Origin of the sequence: Rhizobacter sp. SG703 (assembly GCF_012275445.1) — a bacterium.
In the GTDB taxonomy this organism is placed as follows: Bacteria; Pseudomonadota; Gammaproteobacteria; order Burkholderiales; family Burkholderiaceae_C; genus Rhizobacter.
Genome location: NZ_JAAZQK010000010.1, coordinates 131,052 through 154,589 on the forward strand (window position 1 = coordinate 131,052; position 23,538 = coordinate 154,589).

18 protein-coding genes and 1 riboswitch are annotated in these 23,538 nt (G+C 69.8%); of the genes, 7 read left to right on the plus strand and 11 right to left on the minus strand.

All coding sequences use genetic code 11. The annotated features are described in order from the left end of the window. Window positions 1–21: 21 nt before the first annotated feature. The gene (locus FHT26_RS21455; protein WP_349238193.1) at window positions 22–1,791 is read right to left on the minus strand and encodes a DUF1800 domain-containing protein; all 1,770 of its coding nucleotides are present in this window, start codon (window positions 1,789–1,791) and stop codon (window positions 22–24) included. 259 nt (window positions 1,792–2,050) lie between these two features. Next, complete coding sequence (metH, locus tag FHT26_RS21460) at window positions 2,051–4,840, minus strand: methionine synthase (RefSeq protein ID WP_168562137.1); 2,790 nt, start codon at window positions 4,838–4,840, stop codon at window positions 2,051–2,053. A 58-nt stretch (window positions 4,841–4,898) separates the two neighbouring features. Further along, a riboswitch (S-adenosyl-L-homocysteine riboswitch) is annotated at window positions 4,899–4,973 on the minus strand. 118 nt (window positions 4,974–5,091) lie between these two features. Here metH and FHT26_RS30525 point away from each other — a divergent pair. Beyond that, window positions 5,092–5,721: an OmpA family protein gene (locus tag FHT26_RS30525; RefSeq protein WP_168562138.1), complete on the plus strand. Its 630-nt coding sequence runs from the start codon at window positions 5,092–5,094 to the stop codon at window positions 5,719–5,721. 17 nt (window positions 5,722–5,738) lie between these two features. On the opposite strand, the gene FHT26_RS21470 is transcribed toward FHT26_RS30525, so the two are convergent. The 7 genes from FHT26_RS21470 to FHT26_RS21500 form a co-directional block, all read right to left on the minus strand. Continuing rightward, the gene (locus FHT26_RS21470) at window positions 5,739–6,788 is read right to left on the minus strand and encodes a homocysteine S-methyltransferase family protein (protein ID WP_168562139.1); all 1,050 of its coding nucleotides are present in this window, start codon (window positions 6,786–6,788) and stop codon (window positions 5,739–5,741) included. A gap of 70 nt (window positions 6,789–6,858) precedes the next feature. Next, window positions 6,859–7,590 carry a zeta toxin family protein gene (locus tag FHT26_RS21475; RefSeq protein ID WP_168562140.1) on the minus strand — a complete coding sequence of 244 codons (732 nt, stop codon included), beginning with the start codon at window positions 7,588–7,590 and terminating at the stop codon, window positions 6,859–6,861. After that, window positions 7,587–7,949 carry a hypothetical protein gene (locus tag FHT26_RS21480; RefSeq protein WP_168562141.1) on the minus strand — a complete coding sequence of 121 codons (363 nt, stop codon included), beginning with the start codon at window positions 7,947–7,949 and terminating at the stop codon, window positions 7,587–7,589. The genes FHT26_RS21475 and FHT26_RS21480 overlap by 4 nt, the downstream gene beginning before the upstream one ends. A 75-nt stretch (window positions 7,950–8,024) precedes the next feature. Next, window positions 8,025–10,079, minus strand: coding sequence for a putative bifunctional diguanylate cyclase/phosphodiesterase (locus tag FHT26_RS21485; protein ID WP_168562142.1), 2,055 nt, complete (start codon window positions 10,077–10,079; stop codon window positions 8,025–8,027). A gap of 138 nt (window positions 10,080–10,217) precedes the next feature. Beyond that, window positions 10,218–12,524 carry an ATP-binding protein gene (locus tag FHT26_RS21490; protein WP_168562143.1) on the minus strand — a complete coding sequence of 769 codons (2,307 nt, stop codon included), beginning with the start codon at window positions 12,522–12,524 and terminating at the stop codon, window positions 10,218–10,220. 102 nt (window positions 12,525–12,626) lie between these two features. Continuing rightward, window positions 12,627–12,899, minus strand: coding sequence for a BTH_I0359 family protein (locus FHT26_RS21495; protein WP_168562144.1), 273 nt, complete (start codon window positions 12,897–12,899; stop codon window positions 12,627–12,629). 69 nt (window positions 12,900–12,968) lie between these two features. Continuing rightward, window positions 12,969–13,970 (minus strand): DUF3108 domain-containing protein, encoded by a 1,002-nt coding sequence (locus FHT26_RS21500; RefSeq protein ID WP_168562145.1) that lies wholly within the window; start codon window positions 13,968–13,970, stop codon window positions 12,969–12,971. A 127-nt stretch (window positions 13,971–14,097) separates the two neighbouring features. Here FHT26_RS21500 and FHT26_RS21505 point away from each other — a divergent pair, with 127 nt between their 5' ends. Next, complete coding sequence (locus FHT26_RS21505; RefSeq protein ID WP_168562146.1) at window positions 14,098–15,102, plus strand: fumarylacetoacetate hydrolase family protein; 1,005 nt, start codon at window positions 14,098–14,100, stop codon at window positions 15,100–15,102. A 109-nt stretch (window positions 15,103–15,211) separates the two neighbouring features. On the opposite strand, the gene FHT26_RS21510 is transcribed toward FHT26_RS21505, so the two are convergent. Further along, window positions 15,212–15,625 (minus strand): VOC family protein, encoded by a 414-nt coding sequence (locus FHT26_RS21510; protein WP_168562147.1) that lies wholly within the window; start codon window positions 15,623–15,625, stop codon window positions 15,212–15,214. Window positions 15,626–15,669: 44 nt separating this feature from the next. On the opposite strand from FHT26_RS21510, the gene FHT26_RS21515 reads away from it, so the two are divergent. Beyond that, window positions 15,670–16,647: a TraB/GumN family protein gene (locus tag FHT26_RS21515; protein WP_168562148.1), complete on the plus strand. Its 978-nt coding sequence runs from the start codon at window positions 15,670–15,672 to the stop codon at window positions 16,645–16,647. Between the two features lie 88 nt (window positions 16,648–16,735). On the opposite strand, the gene FHT26_RS21520 is transcribed toward FHT26_RS21515, so the two are convergent. Further along, window positions 16,736–18,553 carry a S8 family peptidase gene (locus FHT26_RS21520; protein ID WP_168562149.1) on the minus strand — a complete coding sequence of 606 codons (1,818 nt, stop codon included), beginning with the start codon at window positions 18,551–18,553 and terminating at the stop codon, window positions 16,736–16,738. Window positions 18,554–18,796: 243 nt separating this feature from the next. On the opposite strand from FHT26_RS21520, the gene FHT26_RS21525 reads away from it, so the two are divergent. From FHT26_RS21525 to glcE, 4 genes are all read left to right on the plus strand, one after another. Beyond that, entirely contained in the window at window positions 18,797–19,507 is a 711-nt protein-coding gene (locus FHT26_RS21525; protein ID WP_168562150.1) for a PhaM family polyhydroxyalkanoate granule multifunctional regulatory protein, read from the plus strand. 11 nt (window positions 19,508–19,518) lie between these two features. Then, the gene (locus FHT26_RS21530; protein ID WP_168562151.1) at window positions 19,519–20,748 is read left to right on the plus strand and encodes an FIST signal transduction protein; all 1,230 of its coding nucleotides are present in this window, start codon (window positions 19,519–19,521) and stop codon (window positions 20,746–20,748) included. Window positions 20,749–20,842: 94 nt separating this feature from the next. Then, window positions 20,843–22,387 (plus strand): FAD-linked oxidase C-terminal domain-containing protein, encoded by a 1,545-nt coding sequence (locus FHT26_RS21535; protein WP_168562269.1) that lies wholly within the window; start codon window positions 20,843–20,845, stop codon window positions 22,385–22,387. Window positions 22,388–22,389: 2 nt separating this feature from the next. After that, entirely contained in the window at window positions 22,390–23,535 is a 1,146-nt protein-coding gene (glcE, locus tag FHT26_RS21540) for a glycolate oxidase subunit GlcE (RefSeq protein ID WP_168562152.1), read from the plus strand. Window positions 23,536–23,538 lie beyond the last annotated feature (3 nt).

Genomic DNA, 23,538 nt, shown 5'->3' on the forward strand with positions numbered 1-23,538 from the left:
TCCGCTTTCCTTACTTCTGGGTCACTTTTGGGTCAGGTAGTCCGGCGAGGCCATCGTCAGGAAGACGGCGATGGCGACGCGATCGCGCGTGGCGGCATCGATGTCGGTCTGGTTGATGACCTTGCCGGCGGTGTCCTTGCGCACCGGCGGAATCATCCGGCCGTTGACGGCCGACAGCAGCTGCGTGCGCAGCGCGGTCGGCATCTGCCCGGACATCAGCAGCAGGTCCAGGCGGTCCAGCAGCTGCTCCGGCTTGTCGGCCAGCGCCTGCTCGGCCGAGAAGTCGATCTGCACGTCGCGACCGGTGTTGATCGCGATCCAGCCGCGCAGGTAGTTCAGGTAGCCGGCCACCGACACCTCGTTGGCCAGCTGCAGCTCGGGCGCGACCAGGTCGGCCGCCTCGATGCTGGTGTTCGGCGGCGTGTAGCCCGGGCGGTAGAAGTTGAACACCGTCGGCGAGCGCATCGCGGTCTGGCCCAGGCGGTTGGCCGGGTCGTCGGTGTTGTCGATGCCCTGGAACTTGCCGGTCGTCGACTTCGCGTGGAAGGTGCGCAGCAGGTGCGCCAGCCGCATCACCGGCTCGCGCAGCTTGCCGAAGTCGGGGCGTGTGGTGTCGACGTTGCGCGCCTCGGCGTCGAGCAGCACCGCGCGGAACACCGCGCCCAGGTCGCCGCGCACGCCGCTGCCGTTGTTGTTGAACACCGCCGCGACCCGCTCGACGTAGGCCGGGCTCGGGTTGCTGGTGACCATGCGCTGGATGATCTGGCGACCCAGGAACGGGCCGACGTTCGGATGGTTGAACAGTGTGTCGAGCGCGATCTTGATGTCGCCCTCGACGTCCGGCTTGTCGGTCGCCGCGATGGTCTTGCCGAGGAACTTCTTCTCGCTGGCCGAATGGAAGTCGGTGTTGCTGGCGTACTTGTTGTAGCCCTGCATCGGCTTCCAGTCGCGGTCGGCGTTCACGTCGCCGCCGAAGAAGCGGCTGCGAGTGCGGTCGGCGGTGTTCGGGCCGGCGTACCAGCTCAGGCCGGTGAACACCTTGGCCAGGCCGGCGATGTCATCGTGGGTGTAGGTCTCGAGGTTGCCGCCGCCGTTGCCAGTTTTGACCGTGCCGTCGGCGTTCAGCTCGTACAGGCCGATCGAGAACAGCTGCATGATCTCGCGCGCATAGTTCTCGTCCGGCACGCGGCCGGTCTTCGCGTCTTCCTTCTGGTTGCGCAGGCTGGTCAGGTACGCCCCCATCATCGGGTGCATCGTGATCGCCTCGAGCAGGTCGCGGTAGTTGCCGAACGCGTGCCGGCCCAGCGTGTCGTAGTAGTCGGCCACGCCGCGCGGCAGGTTGCTCAGCGTCGAGTCGACGAACGACACCACGAAGATCTGCGACAGCACGTAGGCCGCGCGCTGGCGCAGCTGGTCGTCGCCGGTGACGGCCTGCGCCCAGTACGACTCCATGAAGTTGCTGGAGGTCACGTTGGTACCTGCGGCCGCGGCGGCATTCATCGCCGCCGTCATGTAGTCGCGGTGGAGCTTCTGCGGCTTGGCCATCTGCTGCTCGAGCCAGCGGCGGTAGCCGACCTGCGTGAGCTGGTCGATGTCGGCGCTGGTCGGGCCGTAGGTGGCCTGGGTCAGGAAGCGGGCAGCGGCCTCCTTGGTCGGCGGCGGACCGCTGTCGGCGGCATTCTCTTCGTCGTTCTTGTTCCCGCCGCAAGCGGCCAGCAGGCTGATCAGCAGCGCCCCGGCCCACAGGCGGGACGTCTTGCGGATGGCGAATGTCGGTGGAAGCGATATCACTTCAGTCTCCCTCGAGGCGGTGCGTACGACCTGATACGGGTCGAGTGCGTGCAGGAGACATACCAGCGACATCGTCGGACACCGCCTACAGGGTGTCGGTTCGCGAATGCGCCAATCCTTGACAGATGGGACGGTCTATCTGGCGCCGAGGACGGCGCCGGGATGACACGAACGGTCGGCGATGCGTTCGGATGCTTCGAACGTAACCAGCGGCAACCGGCGTTGCCGCGGCGCCGTCACCGCACCGTCATGCCGGGCGTTACAACAACGCGGCCAGCGAGCGCTTCACCAGGGCCGCGTCCTGGCCGCTGCGCGCGGCCCAGTCCTGCAGCTGGTCGTCGCCGATCTTGCCGACGTTGAAGTAGGTCGCGTCGGGGTGCGCGAGGTAGAAGCCGCTGACGCTCGCGGCCGGCGTCATCGCGAGGCTTTCGGTCAGCGCCATGCCGATGTCGGCGCACTGCAGCACGCGGAACATCTCGGCCTTCACGGTGTGGTCCGGGCAGGCCGGGTACCCGGGCGCCGGGCGGATGCCGCGGTACTTCTCGGCGATCAGCTCGTCGTTGCGCAACGCCTCGTCGGGCGCATAGCCCCAGAACTCGGTGCGCACGCGCTGGTGCATGCGCTCGGCGAAGGCCTCGGCCAGCCGGTCGGCGAGCGACTTGAACATGATCGCGCTGTAATCGTCGAGGTCGTCGAGGAACTGCTTCTCCTTCTTCTCGGTGCCGATGCCGGCGGTCACCGCGAACAGGCCGATGTGGTCCGCCACGCCCGAGCCCTTCGGTGCGATGAAGTCGGCGAGGCAGCGGTTCGGGCGGCGCTTCTTTTCTCCATTCTCATCGTCGACCACCGGCCGCTGCGTCTGCATGCGCAGCCCGCGCCAGGTCATCAGCACCTCGCTGCGCGTGTCGTCGGTGTAGATCTCGATGTCGTCGTCGTTGACGGTGTTGGCCGGGTACAGCCCGATCACGCCGTTGGCCGTCAGCCAGCGGCCTTCGATCAGGCGCTTCAGCATGCGCTGGCCGTCGCTCAGCACGCGGCGCGCCGATTCGCCGACGATGTCGTCGGTCAGGATCGCCGGGTAGGCGCCGGCCAGGTCCCAGGTCTGGAAGAACGGGCCCCAGTCGATGCACTGCGCGATCTCGCCGAGGTCTTGATTGCGGAACACGCGGCGGCCGGTGAACTTCGGCGCGGTCGGCGCGTAGCCGGCCCAGTCGATCGGCGTCTTGTTGGCACGCGCCTGCGCCAGCGTCACCAGCGGCGTGGCCTTCTTGTTCGCATGCTGCTCGCGCACCCGCAGGTAGTCGGCGTTCAGCTCGGCGATGTAGGCGCTGGCCTTGTCGTCGCTCAGCAGGTCGCTGCAGACGCTGACCGAGCGGCTCGCATCGGGCACGTAGACCACCGGGCCGTCGTAGTGCGGCGAGATCTTCACCGCGGTGTGCACGCGACTGGTGGTGGCGCCGCCGATCAGCAGCGGGATCTTCTTGATGCGGAAGTGCTCGTCGCGCTGCATCTCGGCGGCGACGTACTGCATCTCCTCGAGGCTCGGCGTGATCAGGCCCGACAGCCCGATGATGTCGGCGCCCTCGACCTTGGCGCGCGCGAGGATGTCCTGGCAGGGCACCATCACGCCCATGTTGACGACCTCGAAGTTGTTGCACTGGAGCACGACGGTGACGATGTTCTTGCCGATGTCGTGCACGTCGCCCTTCACGGTGGCGATCACGATCTTGCCCTTGGCCTTCGCCTCGCCGCCGGCATCGATCAGCAGGCGCTTTTCTTCCTCGATGTAGGGCAGCAGGTGGGCCACCGCCTGCTTCATCACCCGCGCGCTCTTGACCACCTGCGGCAGGAACATCTTGCCTTGGCCGAACAGGTCGCCGACGACGTTCATGCCGTCCATCAGCGGGCCTTCGATCACGTGCAGCGGGCGGCCGCCGTCGGCCTTGATCTGCTGGTAGACCTCTTCGGTGTCGTCGGTGATGAAGTCGTTGATGCCGTGCACCAGCGCATGGCTCAGGCGCTCGCGCACCGGCTTCGCGCGCCACGCGAACTTGGCGCTGTCGTCCTTCGCGGCGCCCTTCGCGGTCTCGGCGATCTCGATCAGCCGCTCGCTCGGCGTCAGCGCGGCCTCGCCCGGCTGGTAGACCGGCGTGCGGTTCAGCACCACGTCTTCGACGCGCTCGCGCAGTTTCGGCTCGAGGTCGTCGTACACGCCGACCATGCCGGCGTTGACGATGCCCATGTCCATGCCGGCCTGGATCGCGTGGTACAGGAACACCGTGTGGATGGCCTCGCGCATCGGGTCGTTGCCGCGGAAGCTGAAGCTCACGTTCGACACGCCGCCCGAGACCTTCGCGCCCGGCAGGTTCTGCTTGATCCAGCGCGTCGCGTTGATGAAGTCGACGGCGTAGTTGTCGTGCTCCTCGATGCCGGTGGCGATCGCGAAGATGTTCGGGTCGAAGATGATGTCTTCCGGCGGGAAGCCGATCTCGTCGACCAGCATGCGGTAGGCCCGCTCGCAGATCTCGACCTTGCGCTCGTAGGTGTCGGCCTGGCCCTTCTCGTCGAAGGCCATCACCACCGCGGCCGCGCCGTAGCGGCGGATCAGCCGGGCCTGGCGCTTGAAGGGCTCGACGCCCTCCTTCATCGAGATCGAGTTGACGATGCCCTTGCCCTGGATGCACTTCAGGCCGGCCTCGATCACGTCCCACTTCGAGCTGTCGATCATGATCGGCACGCGCGCGATCTCGGGCTCGCTGGCGATCAGGTGCAGGAAGCGCACCATCGCGGCCTTGCTGTCGAGCATCGCCTCGTCCATGTTGACGTCGATCACCTGGGCGCCGTTCTCGACCTGCTGGCGCGCGACGCTGAGCGCCTGCTCGAATTCGCCGTTCAGGATCATCCGCGCGAAGGCCTTCGAGCCGGTGACGTTGGTGCGCTCGCCAATGTTGACGAACAGGCTGCCTTCGCCGATGAGCACCGGTTCCAGTCCCGACAGCTTCATCGGCGGAACAAGGCGGGCGGCAGCGGAAGGGACGGAGGCGGTCATGGCGGGTCGGCTGGCACCGCCCCGGAGCTCACCCGGGGCGCATGCGTGGATCATCATGCGGGGGTGAGCGTGGTTGCAAGCGTCCAAGCCTGGCAGCGGCCGATCGGCCACCGTCGCAACGCTCCTTGGAGGGCCGCATTTTATGCGTGCTGCGCCGCTGAATGCCTTGGTTACAACTCGGCAAACCCCTGATGAGGTCGTGGTGCACGGAGCGTGTCCAATCCGGGCTCCACGACTGGACGCTTTCTGCCGTGAACCACAACACACGATTCCTCGCGCTCGTTCTCCCGGCCGCCGTCGCGGCCGTCCTGCTGGTCGCCTGCGGTTCGCCGCCGGTGAAGCCGCTGCCGGCCCCCGGGCCGGCCGTGCCGGGTTCGGCGCCCGGCCCGGTCTACGACCAGGCGGCCTCGGGGGCCGCGCGCAGCTGGTCGCCGCAGATGGAGACCGTCGAACGACAGCTCGCCGCGAGCCTCAACGGCACGCCGATGGCGCTGGCGCGCACGACCGACGAACGCCTGTGGCTGACGCTGCCGGGCGATGTGGCCTTCGAGCCGAACCGCTCGGCGCTGAAGCCGGCGGCCACCGGGCTGCTCGACAAGGTGGCGGCGGTGCTGCGCGGCCAGCCGCAGCTGGAGCTGCGCATCGTCGGCCACACCGACAGCAAGGGCTCGGCGACCGGCAACGATGCGTTGTCGCTGGACCGGGCGGCCAGCGCGCGCGACTGGCTGGTGGCCCGCGGGCTGTCGCCGGTCAAGATCGGCGTGGCCGGCCGCGGCTCGCGCGACGCGGTGGGCAGCAACGACGACGACAGCGGCCGCGCAGCGAACCGGCGCGTCGAGATCCTGATCGGCGAACGGGCGCTGCGCTCGGGGAGCAAGTAGGCTGGACCGGCCTCCGGCTACGCGGCCATGAGCCCCGCGAACAGCGGATCGTGCCGCGACCTCGGCCGGTACGCCCCGACCCGCTTCGCGATCTCGGCGATGTGCGCCGGCGTCGTGCCGCAGCAGCCGCCGGCGATGTTCAGGAAGCCGGCGCGCGCGAACTCTTCGACCAGGCTGCCGGTGATCTCCGGCGTCTCGTCGAAGCCGGTGTCGCTCATCGGGTTCGGCAGGCCGGCATTCGGGTAGCAGCTGATGAAGGTGTCGCCGGCCACCTTGGCCAGCTCCTCGATGTACGGCCGCATCAGCGTCGCGCCCAGCGCGCAGTTCAACCCGATCGCGATCGGCCGCGCATGGCGCACGCTGTGCCAGAACGCGCTGACCGTCTGCCCCGACAGGATGCGCCCCGACGCGTCGGTCACCGTGCCGGAGATGATCACCGGCAGCCGCTCGCCGGTGTCTTCCATCAGCTCGTCGAGCGCGAAGATCGCGGCCTTGGCATTCAGCGTGTCGAAGATCGTCTCGACCAGGAACAGGTCGCAGCCGCCTTCGAGCAGGCCCGCCGCCTGCTCGTAGTACGCCTCGCGCAACTCGTCGAAGCTGACGTTGCGCGCGGCCGGGTCGTTCACATCGGGGCTGATGCTCGCGGTGCGCGGCGTGGGCCCGAGCGCGCCGGCCACGAAGCGCGGCTTGTCGGGCGTGCCGTACTTGTCGCAGGCCTCGCGCGCCAGCCGCGCGCCGACCACGTTCATCTCGCGGGCGACCGCGCCCAGCCCGTAGTCGTCCTGCGCGACGCTGGTCGCGCCGAAGGTGTTGGTCTCGATCAGGTCGGCGCCGGCCGCCAGGTACTGCTCGTGGATCTCGCGGATCACGTCGGGCCGCGTGAACTGCAGCAGTTCGTTGTTGCCCTTCAGGTCCTTCGGGTGGTCGGCGAAGCGCTCGCCGCGGTAGTCGGCCTCGCCGAGCTTGTAGCGCTGGATCATCGTGCCCATCGCGCCATCGAGCACCGCGATGCGTTGCGACAGGATCTGCGGCAGGGCCGCACCACGGGTGTAGACGGGAGCATTCATCGGGCGATTGTAGGAAACCGCCGCAACCCGCACTCCATCATGGCGATGGCTCTGAAACGAGAGCCCGCGGTCAAGGGCTGACGACGTTCAGCCATTCGCCGATTTCGTTGGGGGTCCGGCGTCGCAGGTCGTGGCGAATGTCGAAGACTTCACGCTCGCCGATCTGGATGCGACACACCGTGAAGGCTTGGCGTTCGCCACGGCTGTTGTCGGTGAAGACGGTGGCGTCTGCCACCGACGCTGCGACGCCGATCGCGCGCTGGGTGCGCGGGAACCGGTCGATGAGCTTGTCGACATCGACGCTGTGGCCGCCCTCGGCGACACGGGTCATCACGCGGCCGATCGACAGCTGGACGTTCGACAGCCCGACGAAGAACAGCAGCACAAAGTAGCCGGCAGACTGCATTTCGCGGATGAGGTCGACCTTGGACGCGAACTTGCCGTCGGGCAGCTCTTCCCAATAAGAGAAGACCGTTTCCATGGCAAACGGCACGCCGCGCGCCATCGCCTGGGCGACGAAGGCCTCGACACCCTTCTGCGCCACTTTCATCCAGCTCTCGTCGGTGTCGCGCAGCTCCTGCGCCCACTTGGTCAGACGACCTCCACCGTCAGCTTCGGGCAGGATGGACAACATCATCCGGTCGGCATTGACGAGCGGGATCTGGAAGTTCGGCGACAGGTGTCGCAACCACATCGTCGACTTTCCCGAACCGTTGTGGCCAGCCAGGATCACCGCCAATGGCTTCCGGGCGCGTCGCTGCTCGAGCCGGACTTGGTCGACCGCCCGCGCCAGCGAAGTCATCGCTTGGTGCTCACCACCTTGAACTTCCCGTTGACGAACGTGCCTGTCGAGACCTTGCCGTTCACCTCGCGGATCAGGTAGTCGGGGTTCTCGGGATCGGCGCGAAAGAGCGGGGTGGACACCCCCGTCTTGAAGGCAACGCCTGGCTTCATCAGCTTCGGCATCGCGCGCGCCATGGCGGCTTGGCCGATGGTGACGTTGCGCCGCAGTTCGCCCACCTCGGGCAAGACCGCCTTCACACTCACCGCACCGAAATTGATCGTCGACACGACAGCGCCCGGCAGGGCGGTGTTCATGATGAACTTGCCGGTGTCGCGGCGAGCGGGCTTGGCGGCGGTCGGTGGCTTCTTGGCGGACATTGAAGGCTGCGCGGTGGACTGGCGATGCGCTGCCATTGTGCCGAATCGCGGCCGTGCTGTCCGGTCCCCCGCCAGTCAGAGCACCGCCGACGAAATCGTGTCGCTGAACAGCGAAGCCCTGAAGTCGATCGGCGCCGGCCCCTCGTCGTTCATCGCCCACAGCGCCAGCGCCTTGGCCGACATCGGCTTCGCGAACAGGAAGCCCTGCAGCTCGTTGCAGCCGAGCGAGCGCAGGATCTCCTGCTGCTGCTCGGTCTCGACGCCTTCGGCCACCACCTTCAGCCCGAGCGCCTGCGCGAGCTTGACGACCGCGTCGACGATCGCGCGCGCATCGGGGCTGCTCTCCAGGTCGAGCACGAAGCTGCGGTCGATCTTCAGCTCCTCCGACGGCAGCTTGCGCAGGTAGCTCAGGCTCGAGTAGCCGGTGCCGAAGTCGTCGATCGACAGGTGCACGCCGATCGCCGACAGCTCCTCCAGCACCTGCAGGTTGGCCCGCGTGTCGTCCATCGCGGCCGATTCGGTGATCTCGCAGGTCAGCAGCGACGGCTCGATGCGGTGCGCGCGTAGCGCTCCGTCGATGCGCTTCGCGAGATCGGCCTGGCGCAGCTGGTGCACCGACAGGTTGATCGCCACGCGCATGCGCAGCCCCTGGTCGCGCCACAGGCGGATCTGCCGGCAGGCATCCTCGATCAGCCAGTTGCCGAGCGCGTTGATCAGGCCGAAGCGCTCGGCCAGCGGGATGAAGACGGCCGGGCTGACCATGCCGCGCTGCGGATGGTGCCAGCGCATCAGCGCTTCGGCGCCGGTGATCTGGCCGCTCGGCGCATGGATCTTCGGCTGGTAGTACAGCTCCAGCTCGCCATGCTCGATCGCGCGGCGCAGGTCGTGCAGCAGCTCGACCTGGTCGCGCGCGCCGGCCACCATGCGCGGCTCGAAGAAGCAGTGCGCCGCGCCGCCGGTGCGCTTGACGGCATTCATCGCGGCGGCCGCATGCGGCACCAGCTTCGACAGCGCGCCGTCGTCGGGGTACATCGCGATGCCGATCGAGCAGCTCAGCGGCACCTCGTGCCCGTCGAAGCGGCAGGGCTCGTGCAGCGCCGCCATCACGCGCAACGCGAGCCGCCCGGCGGCGTCCTTGTCGGGCGCGCCTTCGAGCAGCACCAGGAACTCGTCGCCGCCGGCGCGCGAGACCATGTCGCGCTCGCCGGCCAGCCGGGTCACGCGCTCGGCGACCTCGCGCAGCACCGAGTCGCCGCTCGCCTGGCCGAACGATTCGTTGATGGCCTTCAGGCCGTCGAGGTTGCAGAACAGCAGCGCGAGCCGGTGCCCGTGGCGGTCGGCGCGCAGCACCGCGCGCTGCAGCCGCTCGTCGAACATCGCGCGGTTCGGCAGGCCGGTCAGCCGGTCGGTGTAGGCCGCCACCTGCAGGTCTTCGCGGGCGCGCCGCAGCATCGAACGGAAACGCGCCTCGAGGATCGAGGTCAGCAGCAGCAGCACCAGCAGGATCGGCACGCCGACGATGGCCAGCGCGGTGACGGTGGCGAGGCTCACCTGGTCGGCGGTCAGCGACAGCGTCAGCAGCGGCACCTGCGCGCTGATCACGACCGCGGCATTGCCGACGGCCATCGCGGTGCCCAGCACCACCGAGACGATCGCGCGCCAGCGGAAGCCGACCGGCGCGATGCGCCGGCGATACGCCATCAAACCGAGCCCGCTGCCGCCGATCGCGCACGCGGCCAGCCAGCCCGGCACCAGGATGCGCCAGTCCCATTCGACGTGCGGCTGCAGGCGCAGCGCGACCAGCGCGACGACCGAGGTTGCGCACAGCGCGCTGCCGACCGTCAGCGCGGCGAGCAATCCGTCACGCAGATGCAGGCCGGCGCGGCTGCCGAGCAGGCAGGCCAGCAACGATCCGGCATAGGCCACCGCCAGCGAGCCGAACACGATCCAGCCGCTGTAGCCCATGGGGAACGGCAGCGGCCCGGAGGCCATCACGATGAAATGCAGCGCCCAGGTGCCGACGGCCAGCGCCAGCGCCGAGCCGGCCAGCGCGCGCAGCGAGGTCGCGCGGTGGCTGGACGCGACGCCGCGGGCCAGGTCGAGCGCGACGTACGCGGCAAAAACGGCCATGCCGAAGGAAGCCGCCCACAGCTCGGGCCGGAACCTCCAAGGAATGAATGCCTCGTCCATCGAACTCGCCGCTCCAGGTCGTTCGGTCGTTATCGGCCGGCCCGACCCGGGCTTGAGGCGCGCGAGCGCGATCGGCGCTCAGTGCATGAAGCCGATCCCGCGGCGCTGCCGAACCTCGGGTTTCACGCGGTGTTCCGATTCAAGCTGGGACAGGAATTCGGCCGGAGTGAACGCTTCCCCCAGCACGTCGATCTGGCGCCGCACCGCGGCGAAATCGCCGGGGGCCAGCAGGTCCAGCAGCGCCAGCCGGCCGCGCTGCTCGTCATCCAGCAATGTCGCGTCGCCGCCCAGCGCCTCGGCAATGAACATGCGCTCGCGCTGCGCCGCGGTCAGCGGCAGGAACCGGATCTTGAACGTGAAGCGGCGCAGCGCCGCCTCGTCGAGCTCGTCGAACAGGTTGGTCGTGCAGATGAAGACGCCACTGAAGCGCTCCATGCCCTGCAGCATCTCGTTGACCTCGCTGAGCTCGTAGTTGCGCTCGGCCATGCGGCGGCTGCGCAGGAAGCTGTCGGCCTCGTCGAGCAACAGCACCGCCTGCTCGGCCTGCGCCTCGTCGAACATGCGCGCCATGTTCTGCTCGGTCTCGCCGACGAACTTGCTGACGATGTCGGAGGCCTGGCGGATCAGCAGCGGGCGCTGCAGCTGCTGCGCGATGTGCTCGGCCAGCGCGGTCTTGCCGGTGCCCGGCGGCCCGTGGAAGCACAGTGTGCCGTGGCCCTTGCGGCGCAGCGCCTCGATGATGCGGGCCAGCTCGAAGCGCGATTCGGTGTGGACGAGGTCGAGGTCGTACGTGGTGACGACATGGCGCGCGCCGCGGCCCGGGAGGCCGTTGCCGAGCGCCTTGTCGGCATGCCCCAGCTGGCGCTCGATCAGCGATTCGATGGCCGGCCCATCGGCGTCCTCGGCGGCAAGCCGCGCGAACTTCACCGCGGTGCGCACCTGCGCCGGCGTCAGCCCGCGCCGCTCGGCCAGCCGCGCCGCGAAGCCGCCGGACACCGGCACGTCGACCAGCGCGCGCGTCACCAGCGCCTCGCGCGCGCCCGGCGGCGGCGATTTCAGTTCGAGGTGGTACTGGAAGCGGCGGCGGAATGCCGGGTCGATCTGCTCGATGCGGTTGGTGACCCAGATCACCGGCACCGGGTTGGTCTCGAGGATCTGGTTGACCCAGGCCTTGCCGCTGACGCTGCCCGAGACGACGCCATCGCCGGTGTCCATGCGCGCCATCAGCTGCGCGGCATCGGTGGAGACCGGCGGGAACACGTCCTCGACCTCGTCGAACAGCAGCGCGACCCGGTTCCCGCCCTTCAGGAACACCTGGCTGATCTGCAGCGAGCGGTAGCGGTCGCGGCCCGACAGCGAGTTGCCGTCGCGGTCGGCGTACTCCACCTCGTAGAGCTCCAGCCCCGCGGCCTGCGCCGCCACCTTGGCGAGCTCGGTCTTGCCGGTGCCGGGCGGGCCGTACAGCAGCACGTTGACGCCGGCCGCCTTGCGCGCGACCGCATTGCGCAGCAGCGCGGTCAGCACGCGCTGGTCGTCGCCGACGTAATGGAAGTCGCCGGCCTGCAGCTCGCTGCGGGTGGCCGGCCGGGTGAACACCGCCATCAGGTCGGACGGGCCGGCGTAGTGCCGCATCAGCACCGGCGGCAGCTGCTCGCTGACCTTCATCAGGTCGGCCAGGTCGGTGATGTTGTGCTCGGAGATCAGGTTCTCGACCATGCCGATGCGCTCGAGGCGCGAGCCGGCGCGCAGCGCCTCGGCGACGTCCTGCTCGTTGACGCCGGCCACCGCGGCGATCGCGGCATAGGCCTCCTGCGCGTTCGAAACCTTGAACTCGACCAGCAGCCCGCGCAGGTCGCGCTGGTAGCGCGCGAGCGTGCCGTACAGCAGCAGCGCGCGCTCGGCCGGGTTCAGCTGCAGCAGGCCGGCCAGCGCGTCGATGTTCTTCTGGACCAGCGTCGACTCCTTCTTCAGGCTGCGGTCGAGCCAGTCGGCGGTGGCGCCGAGCACCGCGAGCAGGTCCTTCGGCGCGTCCTTGATGTACTCGTCGACGTAGAAGAACAGCGTGCCTTCTTCGTACGGACCGCGCCATGCGCCGTGGCGCGCCATGAAGGCCTCGTCGGCCAGCGCCTCGTGGCCGCGCCAGTGCTCGTTGCCCTTGCAGCGGGTCTTCAGGAAATCGCGCAGCCGCGCGAGCACGCTGGCCGGCCACACCAGGTGGCGCCCGGTCAGCGACAGCAGGCTGTTCCAGTCGCGCCGCAGGTTGAAGCGCCCGGCGTGCCGCACCGTGAGCGTCAGCACGAACTGCGAGCACATGCGGTCGAGCACCGGCGCCTCTTTGAGGCCGGGCGACAGCAGCATGCGTGCATCGAGCTGGCGGGATGCCATGGGTCCTCCTGCGGTGCGGGCGATCTTGGCGCAGCCCGCGCCGGGCGGCAAGCCCAACCGCCGGAAGAGGGGACCGGCTTTACAAATCTGTCAGCGAATCGCCTAGTGGAGGACGAGCGGGTGTTGCATCAACGGCGAGAAACGCTCGAGGAAGTCGTCCATCTCCTCTTCGGTGGGCGAGCTTTCGATCAACGCCTCGACGCCCTGCTTGAAGCTTTCGGCCAGCGCCCCTTCGATGAAGATCTCCTTGCGGGCGAACTTGTCGACGATCTCGTAGCCGCCGCGCATCAGCGATTCTTCGCGCACCGCGCTCGCGCCCTGCGTGTTGTCGAACTGCACCACGACGAAGTTGTCCGAGTTGTAGAGCATGTGCATGGAAGGCTCCTCCTTCAAGGGCAGGTGGTGGGGCAGGGCCGGTTTTTCAAGTCGCGCCCCAGGTGCGGGTCAGGAGGCGATCTGCATCTCTTGCAGGATCAGGTCGAGCACGTCGCTCGTGCCATCGCTGCTTTGCCGGTAGCGCACCGGCAGGTAGTGGCGGGCCGGATCGAGCCACACCTCGATGCGCGTGTCGTGCGGCTTGCGCGGTTCGCGCACGAAGCGCCATGCCGGCGTCGGCTGGTCCTGCAGGCTCAGCGTCTGCAGGCCTTGCCCGACGAAGTGCCAGACCTCGCCTTCGCCCTTGGCCCCGGCCACGAAGAACGACAGCCGCTCGCCGGCGGCAGGCGGCGCGCCGCGGGCGTTCAGCACCGCGCCGAGCTGGATCATCCAGCTGAGGCGGTCCTGCGCGCCGGCGAGCAGCGGGTATTCGGTGCTCGGGCCGGAGAACGTGATCTTGCCGGCCTCGCGCTGGAAATTGGCGGCCTGCAGCGACTTGCCGCGGCGCTCGTCGGTGAAGCGCAGCGGCGCGATGCCGGCCTTGTCGACCCGCCCCTGGCTGGCCCAGGTGAAGACGCGGAAGCCGGCGACGCTGCCCTCGAGGCGCACCTGGTACTGGCCCTGCGCGCTCAGGTTCTGCCATTGCAACTCGCTGCGCCCGCTGAAGCCGCTGCGGCGCAGGTCGAAGCGCAGCAGCGCGGACGGCGGCAACCGGGTCGGGTAGACCGGCGCGGTCTCGGCCTCGTTGGCCGCGGCGGTCGTCACCGACGAGGCCGCCGGGGCCGCGGCCACCAGCGTCGGCGCGTCGGATGGCTGCAGTTCCTCGGCGGGTGCCGGTGCGGCAGCGCGGCGCGGCGCGGCCGGCGCTGGAACGGCCACGGCGGCAACCGTTGCCGCAACCGTTGCCACGGCCGGCGCCGCGGCGGGGACCGACGCTACCGTGCGCACCTGCATCGCCGACACCACCAGGTCGGAACGCCGGGCCGGCGCGTTGCCTGCGACGCCCTGCCAGGCGGCGGCATGCATCAGCAGCACGAGGGACAGGGCGGTGAGCGGGGGCAGGATTCGCAATGGAGGCGGGGCGACAGGTGCCGGTGGGTGACAGGAAACAGGTGGGGACCGTTCGGGCATCGACAATACGGCAAATCGCATGCCTTGACCTCCGATTCACCGATTCTCCCGATCCTACGGACACCCGATGAAACTCGCCACCTACAAGGACGGCTCGCGCGACGGCCAGCTCGTCGTCGTCTCCCGCGACCTCGGCACCGCCCACTACGCCACCGGCATCGCCACCCGGCTGCAGCAGGTGCTGGACGACTGGAACTTCCTGTCGCCGCAGCTCGAAGACCTGTTCGTCACGCTGAACCACGGCAAGGCGCGCCATGCGTTCCCGTTCGACCCGAAGCTGTGCGCCGCGCCGCTGCCGCGCGCCTACCAGTGGGCCGACGGCTCGGCCTTCATCAACCACGTCGAGCTGGTGCGCAAGGCGCGCAATGCCGAGGTGCCGGAGAGCTTCTACACCGACCCGCTGATGTACCAGGGTGGCAGCGACGACTTCATCGGCGCCTGCGACGACATCGTCGTGCCGAGCGAGAAGATGGGCATCGACTTCGAGGCCGAGGTCGCGGTGGTCACCGGCGACGTGCCGATGGGCAGCACGCCGGAGCAGGCGCTGGAGGGCGTGCGGCTGCTGATGCTGGCGAACGACGTGTCGCTGCGCCAGCTGATCCCGGCCGAGCTGGCCAAGGGTTTCGGCTTCTTCCAGAGCAAGCCGGCCACGGCGTTCAGCCCGGTCGCGGTGACGCCCGACGAACTCGGCGGCGCGTGGAAGGGCGGCCGCGTGCACCTGCCGCTGCAGAGCACCTGGAACGGCAGGAAGGTCGGGCTGTGCGATGCCGGCGACGAGATGACCTTCCACTTCGGCCAGCTGATCGCCCACATCTGCAAGACGCGCAACGTGCGCGCCGGCAGCATCGTCGGCAGCGGCACCGTGAGCAACAAGGACTGGTCCCGCGGCTACAGCTGCATCGCCGAGAAGCGCGCGATCGAAACCATCGAGAGCGGCGAGCCGAAGACCGGGTTCATGCAGTTCGGCGACACGATCCGCATCGAGATGAAGGGCCCCGACGGCCAGTCGCTGTTCGGCGCGATCGACCAGCAGGTGCGGCAAGGCGGCGCAGCGCCCAACGAGGCAAGTTGATGGGCTCTCCACCCGTTCGCCCTGAGCCTGTCGAAGGGTTGCTGCCGAAGCGTGACCCCCGATCGTCCTGAGCTTGTCGAAGGACAGGCTCAGCCCGAACGGTGATGTCTCAGTGGTCGTAGACGCCGTCCAGCGACCGGAAGCCCTTGACCTCGATCGGGTTGCCCGACGGATCGCGGAAGAACATCGTCCACTGCTCGCCCGGCTGGTTCTCGAAGCGCACGCCGGGCGGCAGCACGAACGCGGTGCCTGCCGCCTGCAGGCGCTGCGCGAGCGCCTGCCAGTCGGGCAGCTCCAGCACCACGCCGAGGTGCGGCATCGGCACCAGGTGGGCGCCGACGCGGCCGGTGTCCGTGGTCGCGAACGGTTCGCCCAGGTGCAGCGAGAGCTGGTGGCCGAAGAAGTCGAAGTCGACCCAGCTGTCGGTGCTGCGGCCCTCGCGGCAGCCGAGCACGCCGCCGTAGAAGCGGCGCGCGGCATCGAGGTCGGTGACGTGGAAGGCGAGGTGAAACAGGCTGCGCATCGTGCCGCGGATTGTGGCGCAGCTTGGCTACAGTGCAGTCCATGATGCCTTCCACCCTTGCCCTCGCGCGCCGGCTGATGGCCGCCCTCCCGCTGCTGTGGTTCGCCACCACCGCGCCTGCGCAGGACGCCGACGCCGCCTGCGCCCGGCAGGCCGCCGCCCAGGCGGCGCGCGCGCTGAAGGCGCAGTCCGAGCCCGGCGGCGCGCGCGACCGCGGCTTCCTGTGGCGCATCAGCAAGGGCGGCCACGATTCCTGGCTGTACGGCACGATGCACGTCGCGCGGCCCGACTGGGTGATCCCCGGGCCGGCCGTCGCGGCCGCGCTGCGCGAGAGCGAACGCATCGCGCTCGAACTCGACGTGACCGATGCCGACATCGCGCGGCGGCTCGGCGCCGCGCAGGGACCGGGCGGCGGCGAGCCGCTGCCGCAGGCGCTGGAGCAACGCCTGCAGGGCCAGGCCCGCGCAGCCTGCATTCCCGATGCGATCAGCCAGTCGCTGAGCCCGGTGCTGCTGGCGCTGAACCTGGCGGTCACCGCCGGCCGCGCCGACGGGCTGGACCCGGCCTACGGCATCGACGCGTTCATCGCGCTGCTCGGGCACCAGCTGGGCAAGCAGGTGGTGTCGCTGGAGACGCCGGAGATGCAGCTCGAGATGCTGACCGGCGGCACGCCGGAAGAACGCGTCGAGATGATCGACCGCACGCTGGCCGACCTGGAGAAGGGGCAGACGCGGCGCATGCTGAAGCGCATCGCCGACGTCTGGTCGGGCAGCAGGCTCGACGAGCTGGAACGCTACGCGAGCTGGTGCGACTGCATGAAGACCGCCGACGACCGGCGCGACATGAAGCGCATGCTCGACGAGCGCAACCCGGCGATGGCCGAGCAGGTCGCGGCCTGGCACGACGGCGGCGAACGGGTGTTCGCCGCCGTCGGCAGCCTGCACATGATCGGGCCGCAGGGCCTCCCGGCGCTGCTCAAGGCCCGCGGCTACCGCGTCGAGCGCATCGTCTTCAAACGTTGAGAGCCGTGGCCCGGATGCCGATCCGGGAGCGGTGCAACGAATGCCCCCGGATCGGCATCCGGGCCACGAACTCAACGCCGGTTCAGGCTCAGTTGATCAGCAAGGTGTACTTGCCGTTCGTCGCGCCGGTGCCGCCGCTGTAGTACAGCACGCGCACGTAGAACGTCGTGCTCGCCCCGCTGTTGGTCGCGGTCGCCGCATCGACCTGGCCCGTGCTCTTCTCGCTCTTCGCGAGCTGCGTGCCGCTCGCGTTGTAGATGTACAGGTCGTAGTCGGAGCTGGTGTTCGGCGTCAGCGTCGCGGTCAGCGAGGCACCGCTGGCCACCGTCACCTTGAAGTAATCGGAGTCGCTGCTGTTGGCCATCGTGCCCGACACCAGCGAGTTCCGGTTCACCGCCTGCGCCGTCGCGAGCGTGTTGTTCGACTCGGTGTCCGTCACCGGCGTCGGCGGGTTCGTGGTGCCGCCCCCTGCCGCATCCACCGCCGCATTGGCATCCACCAGCCCCGCTCCGCACTGCGAGCAGGTGGCCGGGAACGCACGCGACGACGACTTCAGCAGCGTCTCCACCTGGTCCGGCGTCAGCGACGGGTTCTTCGACAGCATCAGCGCCACCACGCCCACCACGTGGGGCGTCGCCATCGACGTGCCCTGGTAGTACTCGTAGATGTCCGAGCCCGGCGTCGTCGCCCCCGAGTTCAGCGTCGACAGGATGCCGTTCGCCGCGCTCGTGCGCACGTCGCCGCCGGGGGCCGCCACGTCGACGATGCTGCCGTAGTTCGAGTAGTAGGCCCGCCCGCCGCTGCGGTTCGTGGCCGCCACGGTGATGACGCCGCTGCAGCTCGCCGGCGAGAAGCCGGACGCGTTGGCATTGCTGTTGCCGGCCGCCACCACCACCACCGTGTTGCGACTGCGCGCGGAGTTGATGGCGTTCTGCGACGTGGTGTCGCAGGCACCGCTGCCGCCGAGCGACATGTTGATCACCCGCGCCGGGTTGGCATTGGCGGGAATGCCGCTGACCGTGCCGCCCGAGGCCCAGATGATGGCCGCTGCGATGTCCGAGGTGTAGCCGCCGCACTTGCCGAGCACGCGCGCCGGCACCACCTTGGCGTTGAATGCCACGCCGGCGACGCCGTTCGCGTTGTTGGTCACCGCCGCGATCGTGCCGGCCACGTGGGTGCCGTGCCAGCTGCTCGATTCGGCCGGGATGCCGCTGCCGCATTCGCCGGCGGTGATCCAGTCGCCGGGGTCGGACGCATCGCTGTCGCGCCCGCCGCCGTCGTTCGCGGTGGCGGTGTCGGCGATGAAGTCGTAGCCCGGCAGGATGTTGGCCGCGAGGTCGGCATGCGGCCGGTAGCCGGTGTCGATCACCGACACCACGACGCCGGTGCCGGTGGACTTGTCCCACGCGGCCGGCAGCCTCAGCCCGGCGGTGGCCTCGAAGTACTGCCACTGCTGGCCGTACTGCGTGTCGTTCGGCGTGAACATCGCGCGCAGGATGCGGTCGGGCTCGGCGTACTCGACGTTCGGATCCGACGCCGCGATGTCGCGCGCGATCTGCGCCACGTCGGCCTGCGGCAGCCGGCGGTCGAGCTTCATCACGTGGGTGTCGAGCGCGCCGATGCGCAACAGCTGCATCTGCACGCCGGCCCGCAGCGCGACATCCTGGGCGCTGCGGTGCAGCACGCTGCGTTCGGCAGTGGAAGCGGTGGAGGCGGCGCCGGCGGCGCCGCTGCGGTACTTGATGATCAACCGGTCGGTGGGAACGGGGACGTCGGCCTGCGTTACTGCGGTGATGCTCTGGGCCGCCGCTGCCGCCGGCAGGACGCCGGCATGGGCCGACAGCGCGGTGGCGCCGGTCAGGACCAGCAGGGCTGACAACACCCCGCGCAGAGAGTTTCGATGCATGGATCGCTGTGTCATGTTTCATCCCTTGTGAGGTTGGAAGCAAACGCGCCGACAGTCAGCGGCGCCCACGCAGGGTCGGCCAGAAGCCGGGGCCCGTCAACGCAGATAGCCCTCGACCTGCAAGAGTTGTCAGGTCGAGCGGGTTAGGGGGTTGCGCACGGGGGCTGACCATGATGGATGGAGGCCGAGCGAGGCGTGCACAATCGCCTGTCGAAAAACAGCAATTGCTTACAAGGAGACACCATGGCCGAGGCCCCGAACTTCACGAAGCTGGTGCCCGGTTTCGACTTCCTGCAGGGGCTCGTGAAGAACGCCGGCGCGGCGCTGCCGAACATCGGCCAGTGGGTCGCGCCGACGCTGAACCCCGAAGAGCTCGAGAAGCGCATCGAGGAGTTGCGCACCGTGCAGTTCTGGCTCGAGCAGAACGCCCGCATGCTGGGCGCGACCATCCAGGCGCTCGAGGTGCAGCGCATGACCCTGTCGACGCTGAAGACGATGAACGTGCAGATGGAAGACCTGCGCGACTCGCTGACGGTGCGGCCGCCGGCACCGGCCTCGGCACCAGCGTCGGCGGAACCCGCCGAGCCGCCGGCAACGCGCAAGCCCGCGGCACGGGCGAACGCGAAGGCGAGTGCCCAGCCCGCCGCGAACCCGGCCGCCGTCGACCCGATGCAATGGTGGGGCGCGCTGACCAAGCAGTTCACCGAACTGGCCGCCGGCGCGATGAAGGACAGCGCGACCGATGCGGCGCGCAACCTGGCCGGCGCGCTGGTCAAGCAATCGGTCGATGCCGCCGGGCAAACCCTGAAGCGCGCGGCGACGATGCCCGGCCAGGTGGCCGTCAAGACCGCGAAGGCCGCGGCCGGCGTGGCCGCGAAGACGGTCGCGAAATCGGGCGCCCGCGCGGCGGCCCGATCGGCCCCGGCCCGCAAGCGCGCCGCGCCGCGCACCTGAGGCGCCACGCGATGAAGCTCTTCGCCCACGCGCACGCGACCCATCCCGACTGGCGCATGGCGCTGGCGCTGTCGGCCGCGCAGATCGATGCGCAGCGCGCCGATCCCGCCGGCGCGCACATCAGCGAGCCGACGCTCGGCTGGGTCTACCTGACCGACCACTACGCGCCGCACGCGGCCGAGTTGCTGGCCGAGCTGCGCCAGCGCTGGCCGGGCGTGGCCTGGGTCGGTTCGGTCGGCGTCGGCATCGCGGCCAACGGCGTCGAGTACTTCGACGAGCCGGCGCTCGCGCTGATGCTGTCCGACCTGCCGCGCGAGCAGTTCCGCGTGTTCTCGGGCGCCGCGCCGCTGCACAGCGACGGCGGCTTCGCAGCCAGCACCGCGCTCGTGCATGCCGACCCGGCCGCCACCGACCTCGCCGAGCTGATCGCCGAGATGAGCGACCGCACCGCCACCGGCTACCTGTTCGGCGGCCTCGCGTCGGCCCGCACGCAGGCGCTGCACCTCGCCGACGGCGTGTTCGACGGCGGACTGTCGGGCGTCGCGTTCGGCCGCGAGGTGACGCTGGTCTCGCGCGTGACGCAGGGCTGCCAGCCGGTCGGCCCGGCGCGCCGCATCACGCAGGGCGAGCGCAACGTGGTCGCGCAACTCGACGGCGAGCCGGCGCTGGACTGCCTGCTGCGCGACCTGCAGATCGCCGGCGACGAACCGCGCGAGGCACTGCCGCGGCTGCGCCAGACGCTGGTCGGCCTGAGCGCCCCCCGCGACGACCTGATGGCGCGGCCCGGGCAGTTCGGCACCGACACGCGGGTGCGCCACCTGGTCGGCATCGACCCGCAGCAACGCGGCGTCGCGGTCGGCGACACCATCGAGCCCGGCATGCACCTCGCGTTCTGCACCCGCAGCACCGAGGCGGCCCGGCGCGACCTGGTGCGCATCTGCAGCGAGATCCGCGAGGAACTGGAGCCCGAGACGATGCCGCGCGAGACCGCGCTCGCGCTGCAGCAGGGGCCCGACGGCAGCTCGACACCGCATGCGGCGCGGCGCATGGCCGGCGCCATCTACGTGAGCTGCGCCGGGCGCGGCGGCCCGCATTTCGGCGCGCCGTCGGCCGAGCTCGCGATCGTGCGGCGCGCACTCGGCGACGTGCCGCTGGTCGGCTTCTTCGCCGCCGGCGAGATCGCCCGCCACCACCTGTACGGCTACACCGGCGTGCTGACGGTCTTCACGGCCGCGGCCTGAACCGCGCCCACCGGGGCACGCGCTACAGTCGTGGGCTTGTTCAACAGGCCGACGTCGGAGACCTGACCCTGTGAATGCTCCCCTGCCCGCCCTGGTGACCGACGCCACCGCCACCGCCGACGACACCACGGCGGCGGCCCCCGCCCCGGCCGGCCCGGACGCCCCGAGCGCAGACCAGCGCGCGCAGCGCCGCGCGCAGGTGGTCGCCGAACTGGCGCCTCTGCTGCCGGCGCATGCGCTGCTGTCGCGCAGCGAAGACACCGTGCCGTACGAATGCGACGGCCTCACCGCGTACCGCCAGCAGCCGCTGGTGGTGGTGCTGCCCGAGACCGAGGACCAGGTGGCCGCCGTGCTGCGCGCCTGCGACCGGCTCGGCGTGCCGGTGGTCGCGCGCGGCGCCGGCACCGGGCTGAGCGGCGGCGCGTTGCCGCATGCGCTGGGCGTCACGCTCAGCCTTGCGAAGTTCAACCGCATCCTGAAGGTCGACGTGCTGGCCCGCACCGCCACCGTGCAGTGCGGCGTGCGCAACCTCGCGATCAGCGAGGCGGCCGCGCCGTACGGCCTGTACTACGCGCCCGACCCGAGCAGCCAGATCGCCTGCAGCATCGGCGGCAACGTGGCCGAGAACTCCGGTGGCGTGCACTGCCTGAAGTACGGCCTGACGGTGCACAACGTGCTGCGCGTGCGCGGCTACACCGGGCAGGGCGAGCCGGTGGAGTTCGGCTCCGAAGCGCTCGACGCGGCCGGGCTCGACCTGATGTCGGTGCTGGTCGGCAGCGAAGGCATGCTCGCGGTCGTCACCGAGGTCACCGTGAAGCTGGTGCCCAAGCCGCTGCTCGCGCGCTGCATCATGGCCAGCTTCGACGACATCCGGCAGGCCGGCGACGCGGTCGCGAACGTGATCGCCGCCGGCATCATCCCGGCCGGGCTCGAGATGATGGACAAGCCGATGACGGCCGCGGTCGAGGACTTCGTGCACGCCGGCTACGACCTGAACGCGCAGGCCATCCTGCTGTGCGAGAGCGACGGCACGCCCGAGGAAGTGGCCGAGGAGATCGGCCGCATGCTGGACGTGCTGGCCGGCAGCGGCGCGTCGCGCATGGAGGTCAGCAAGGACGAGGCGCAGCGGCTGCGCTTCTGGAGCGGTCGCAAGAACGCCTTCCCGGCGAGCGGACGCATCAGCCCCGACTACATGTGCATGGACTCGACGATCCCGCGCCGGCGGCTGGCCGACATCCTGCTGGCGATCGGCGAGATGGAGAAGAAGTACGGGCTGCGCTGCGCGAACGTGTTCCATGCCGGCGACGGCAACCTGCACCCGCTGATCCTGTTCGACGCGAACGACCCCGACCAGCTGCACCGCTGCGAGCTGTTCGGTGCCGACATCCTGGAGACCAGCGTCGCGATGGGCGGCTCGGTGACCGGCGAGCACGGCGTCGGCGTCGAGAAGCTGTCGTCGATGTGCGTGCAGTTCTCCGACGCCGAGCGCGAGCAGATGACGGCCGTCAAGCGCGCCTTCGACCCGGCCGGGTTGCTGAACCCCGGCAAGGTGATCCCGACGCTCGTGCGCTGCGCGGAGTACGGCCGCATGCACGTGAAGCGCGGCCTGCTGCCGTTCGCCGACATCCCGAGGTTCTGATGATGGACCCGACCGTACGCAGCCCGGATGCCAATCCGGGACCCCGCCTCGACACCCGCATCACGGACCCCGCCCTGCGCATCCTGATCGACCAGGTCGAGGCCGCCCGCGCCGCCGGGGCGCAGCTGCGCATCCGCGGCGGCGGCACGAAGGATTTCTACGGCGAGCCGCCGCAGGGCGAGATCCTCGACACCACGGTGCTCGAAGGCATCTCCAGCTACGAGCCGACCGAGCTGGTCGTCACCGCGCGCTGCGGCACCTCGCTCGCGACGCTCGAAGCCGCGCTGGCCGAGAAGAACCAGTACCTGCCGTTCGAGCCGCCGCACTTCGGGCCGGGCAGCACGGTCGGCGGCATGGTGGCGGCCGGCCTGTCGGGGCCGCCGCGCGCGTCGGTCGGCGCGGTGCGCGACTACGTGCTCGGCGCGACGCTGCTGAACGGCCGCGCCGAGGTGCTCAGCTTCGGCGGCCAGGTGATGAAGAACGTCGCCGGCTACGACGTCTCGCGGCTGCTGGCCGGCTCGCTCGGCACGCTGGGCGTGATCCTCGAGGTGTCGCTGAAGGTGCTGCCGCTGGCCCCGGCCACCGCCACCGTGCGTTTCGAGCTGGCGCAGATCAGCGCGATGCAGAAGATCAACGAATGGAGCGGGCTGCCGCTGCCGATCAACGCCAGCGCCTGGTGGGACGGCATGCTCGTCGTGCGGCTGCGCGGCGCGCTCGCGGCGGTGCAGTCGGCGCTGGTCGCGCTCGGCGGCGACGTGATCGAGCCTACGCAGGCCATCGCGTTCTGGCGCGGGCTGCGCAACCAGAGCGACGAGTACTTCGTGAAGGCCCGCCAGGCGGTGGAGCAGGGTGGCGCGCTGTGGCGGCTGTCGGTACCGCCGACCGCGCCGCCGCTCGCGGTGACCGGCGAGCAGCTGATCGAATGGGGCGGTGCGCAGCGCTGGCTGTGCAGTGCTGCGCCGGCCGACTCGGTGCGCGACGCGGCGATGCGGGTCGGCGGGCATGCCACGCTGTTCATGTCGAACGACAAATCGGCCGGCGCCTTCGCGCCGCTGCGCGCACCGCTCGACCGCATCCACCGCGAGCTGAAGAAATCCTTCGACCCGCAGGGCGTGTTCAACCCCGGCCGCCTCTATCCGGATCTCTGACCG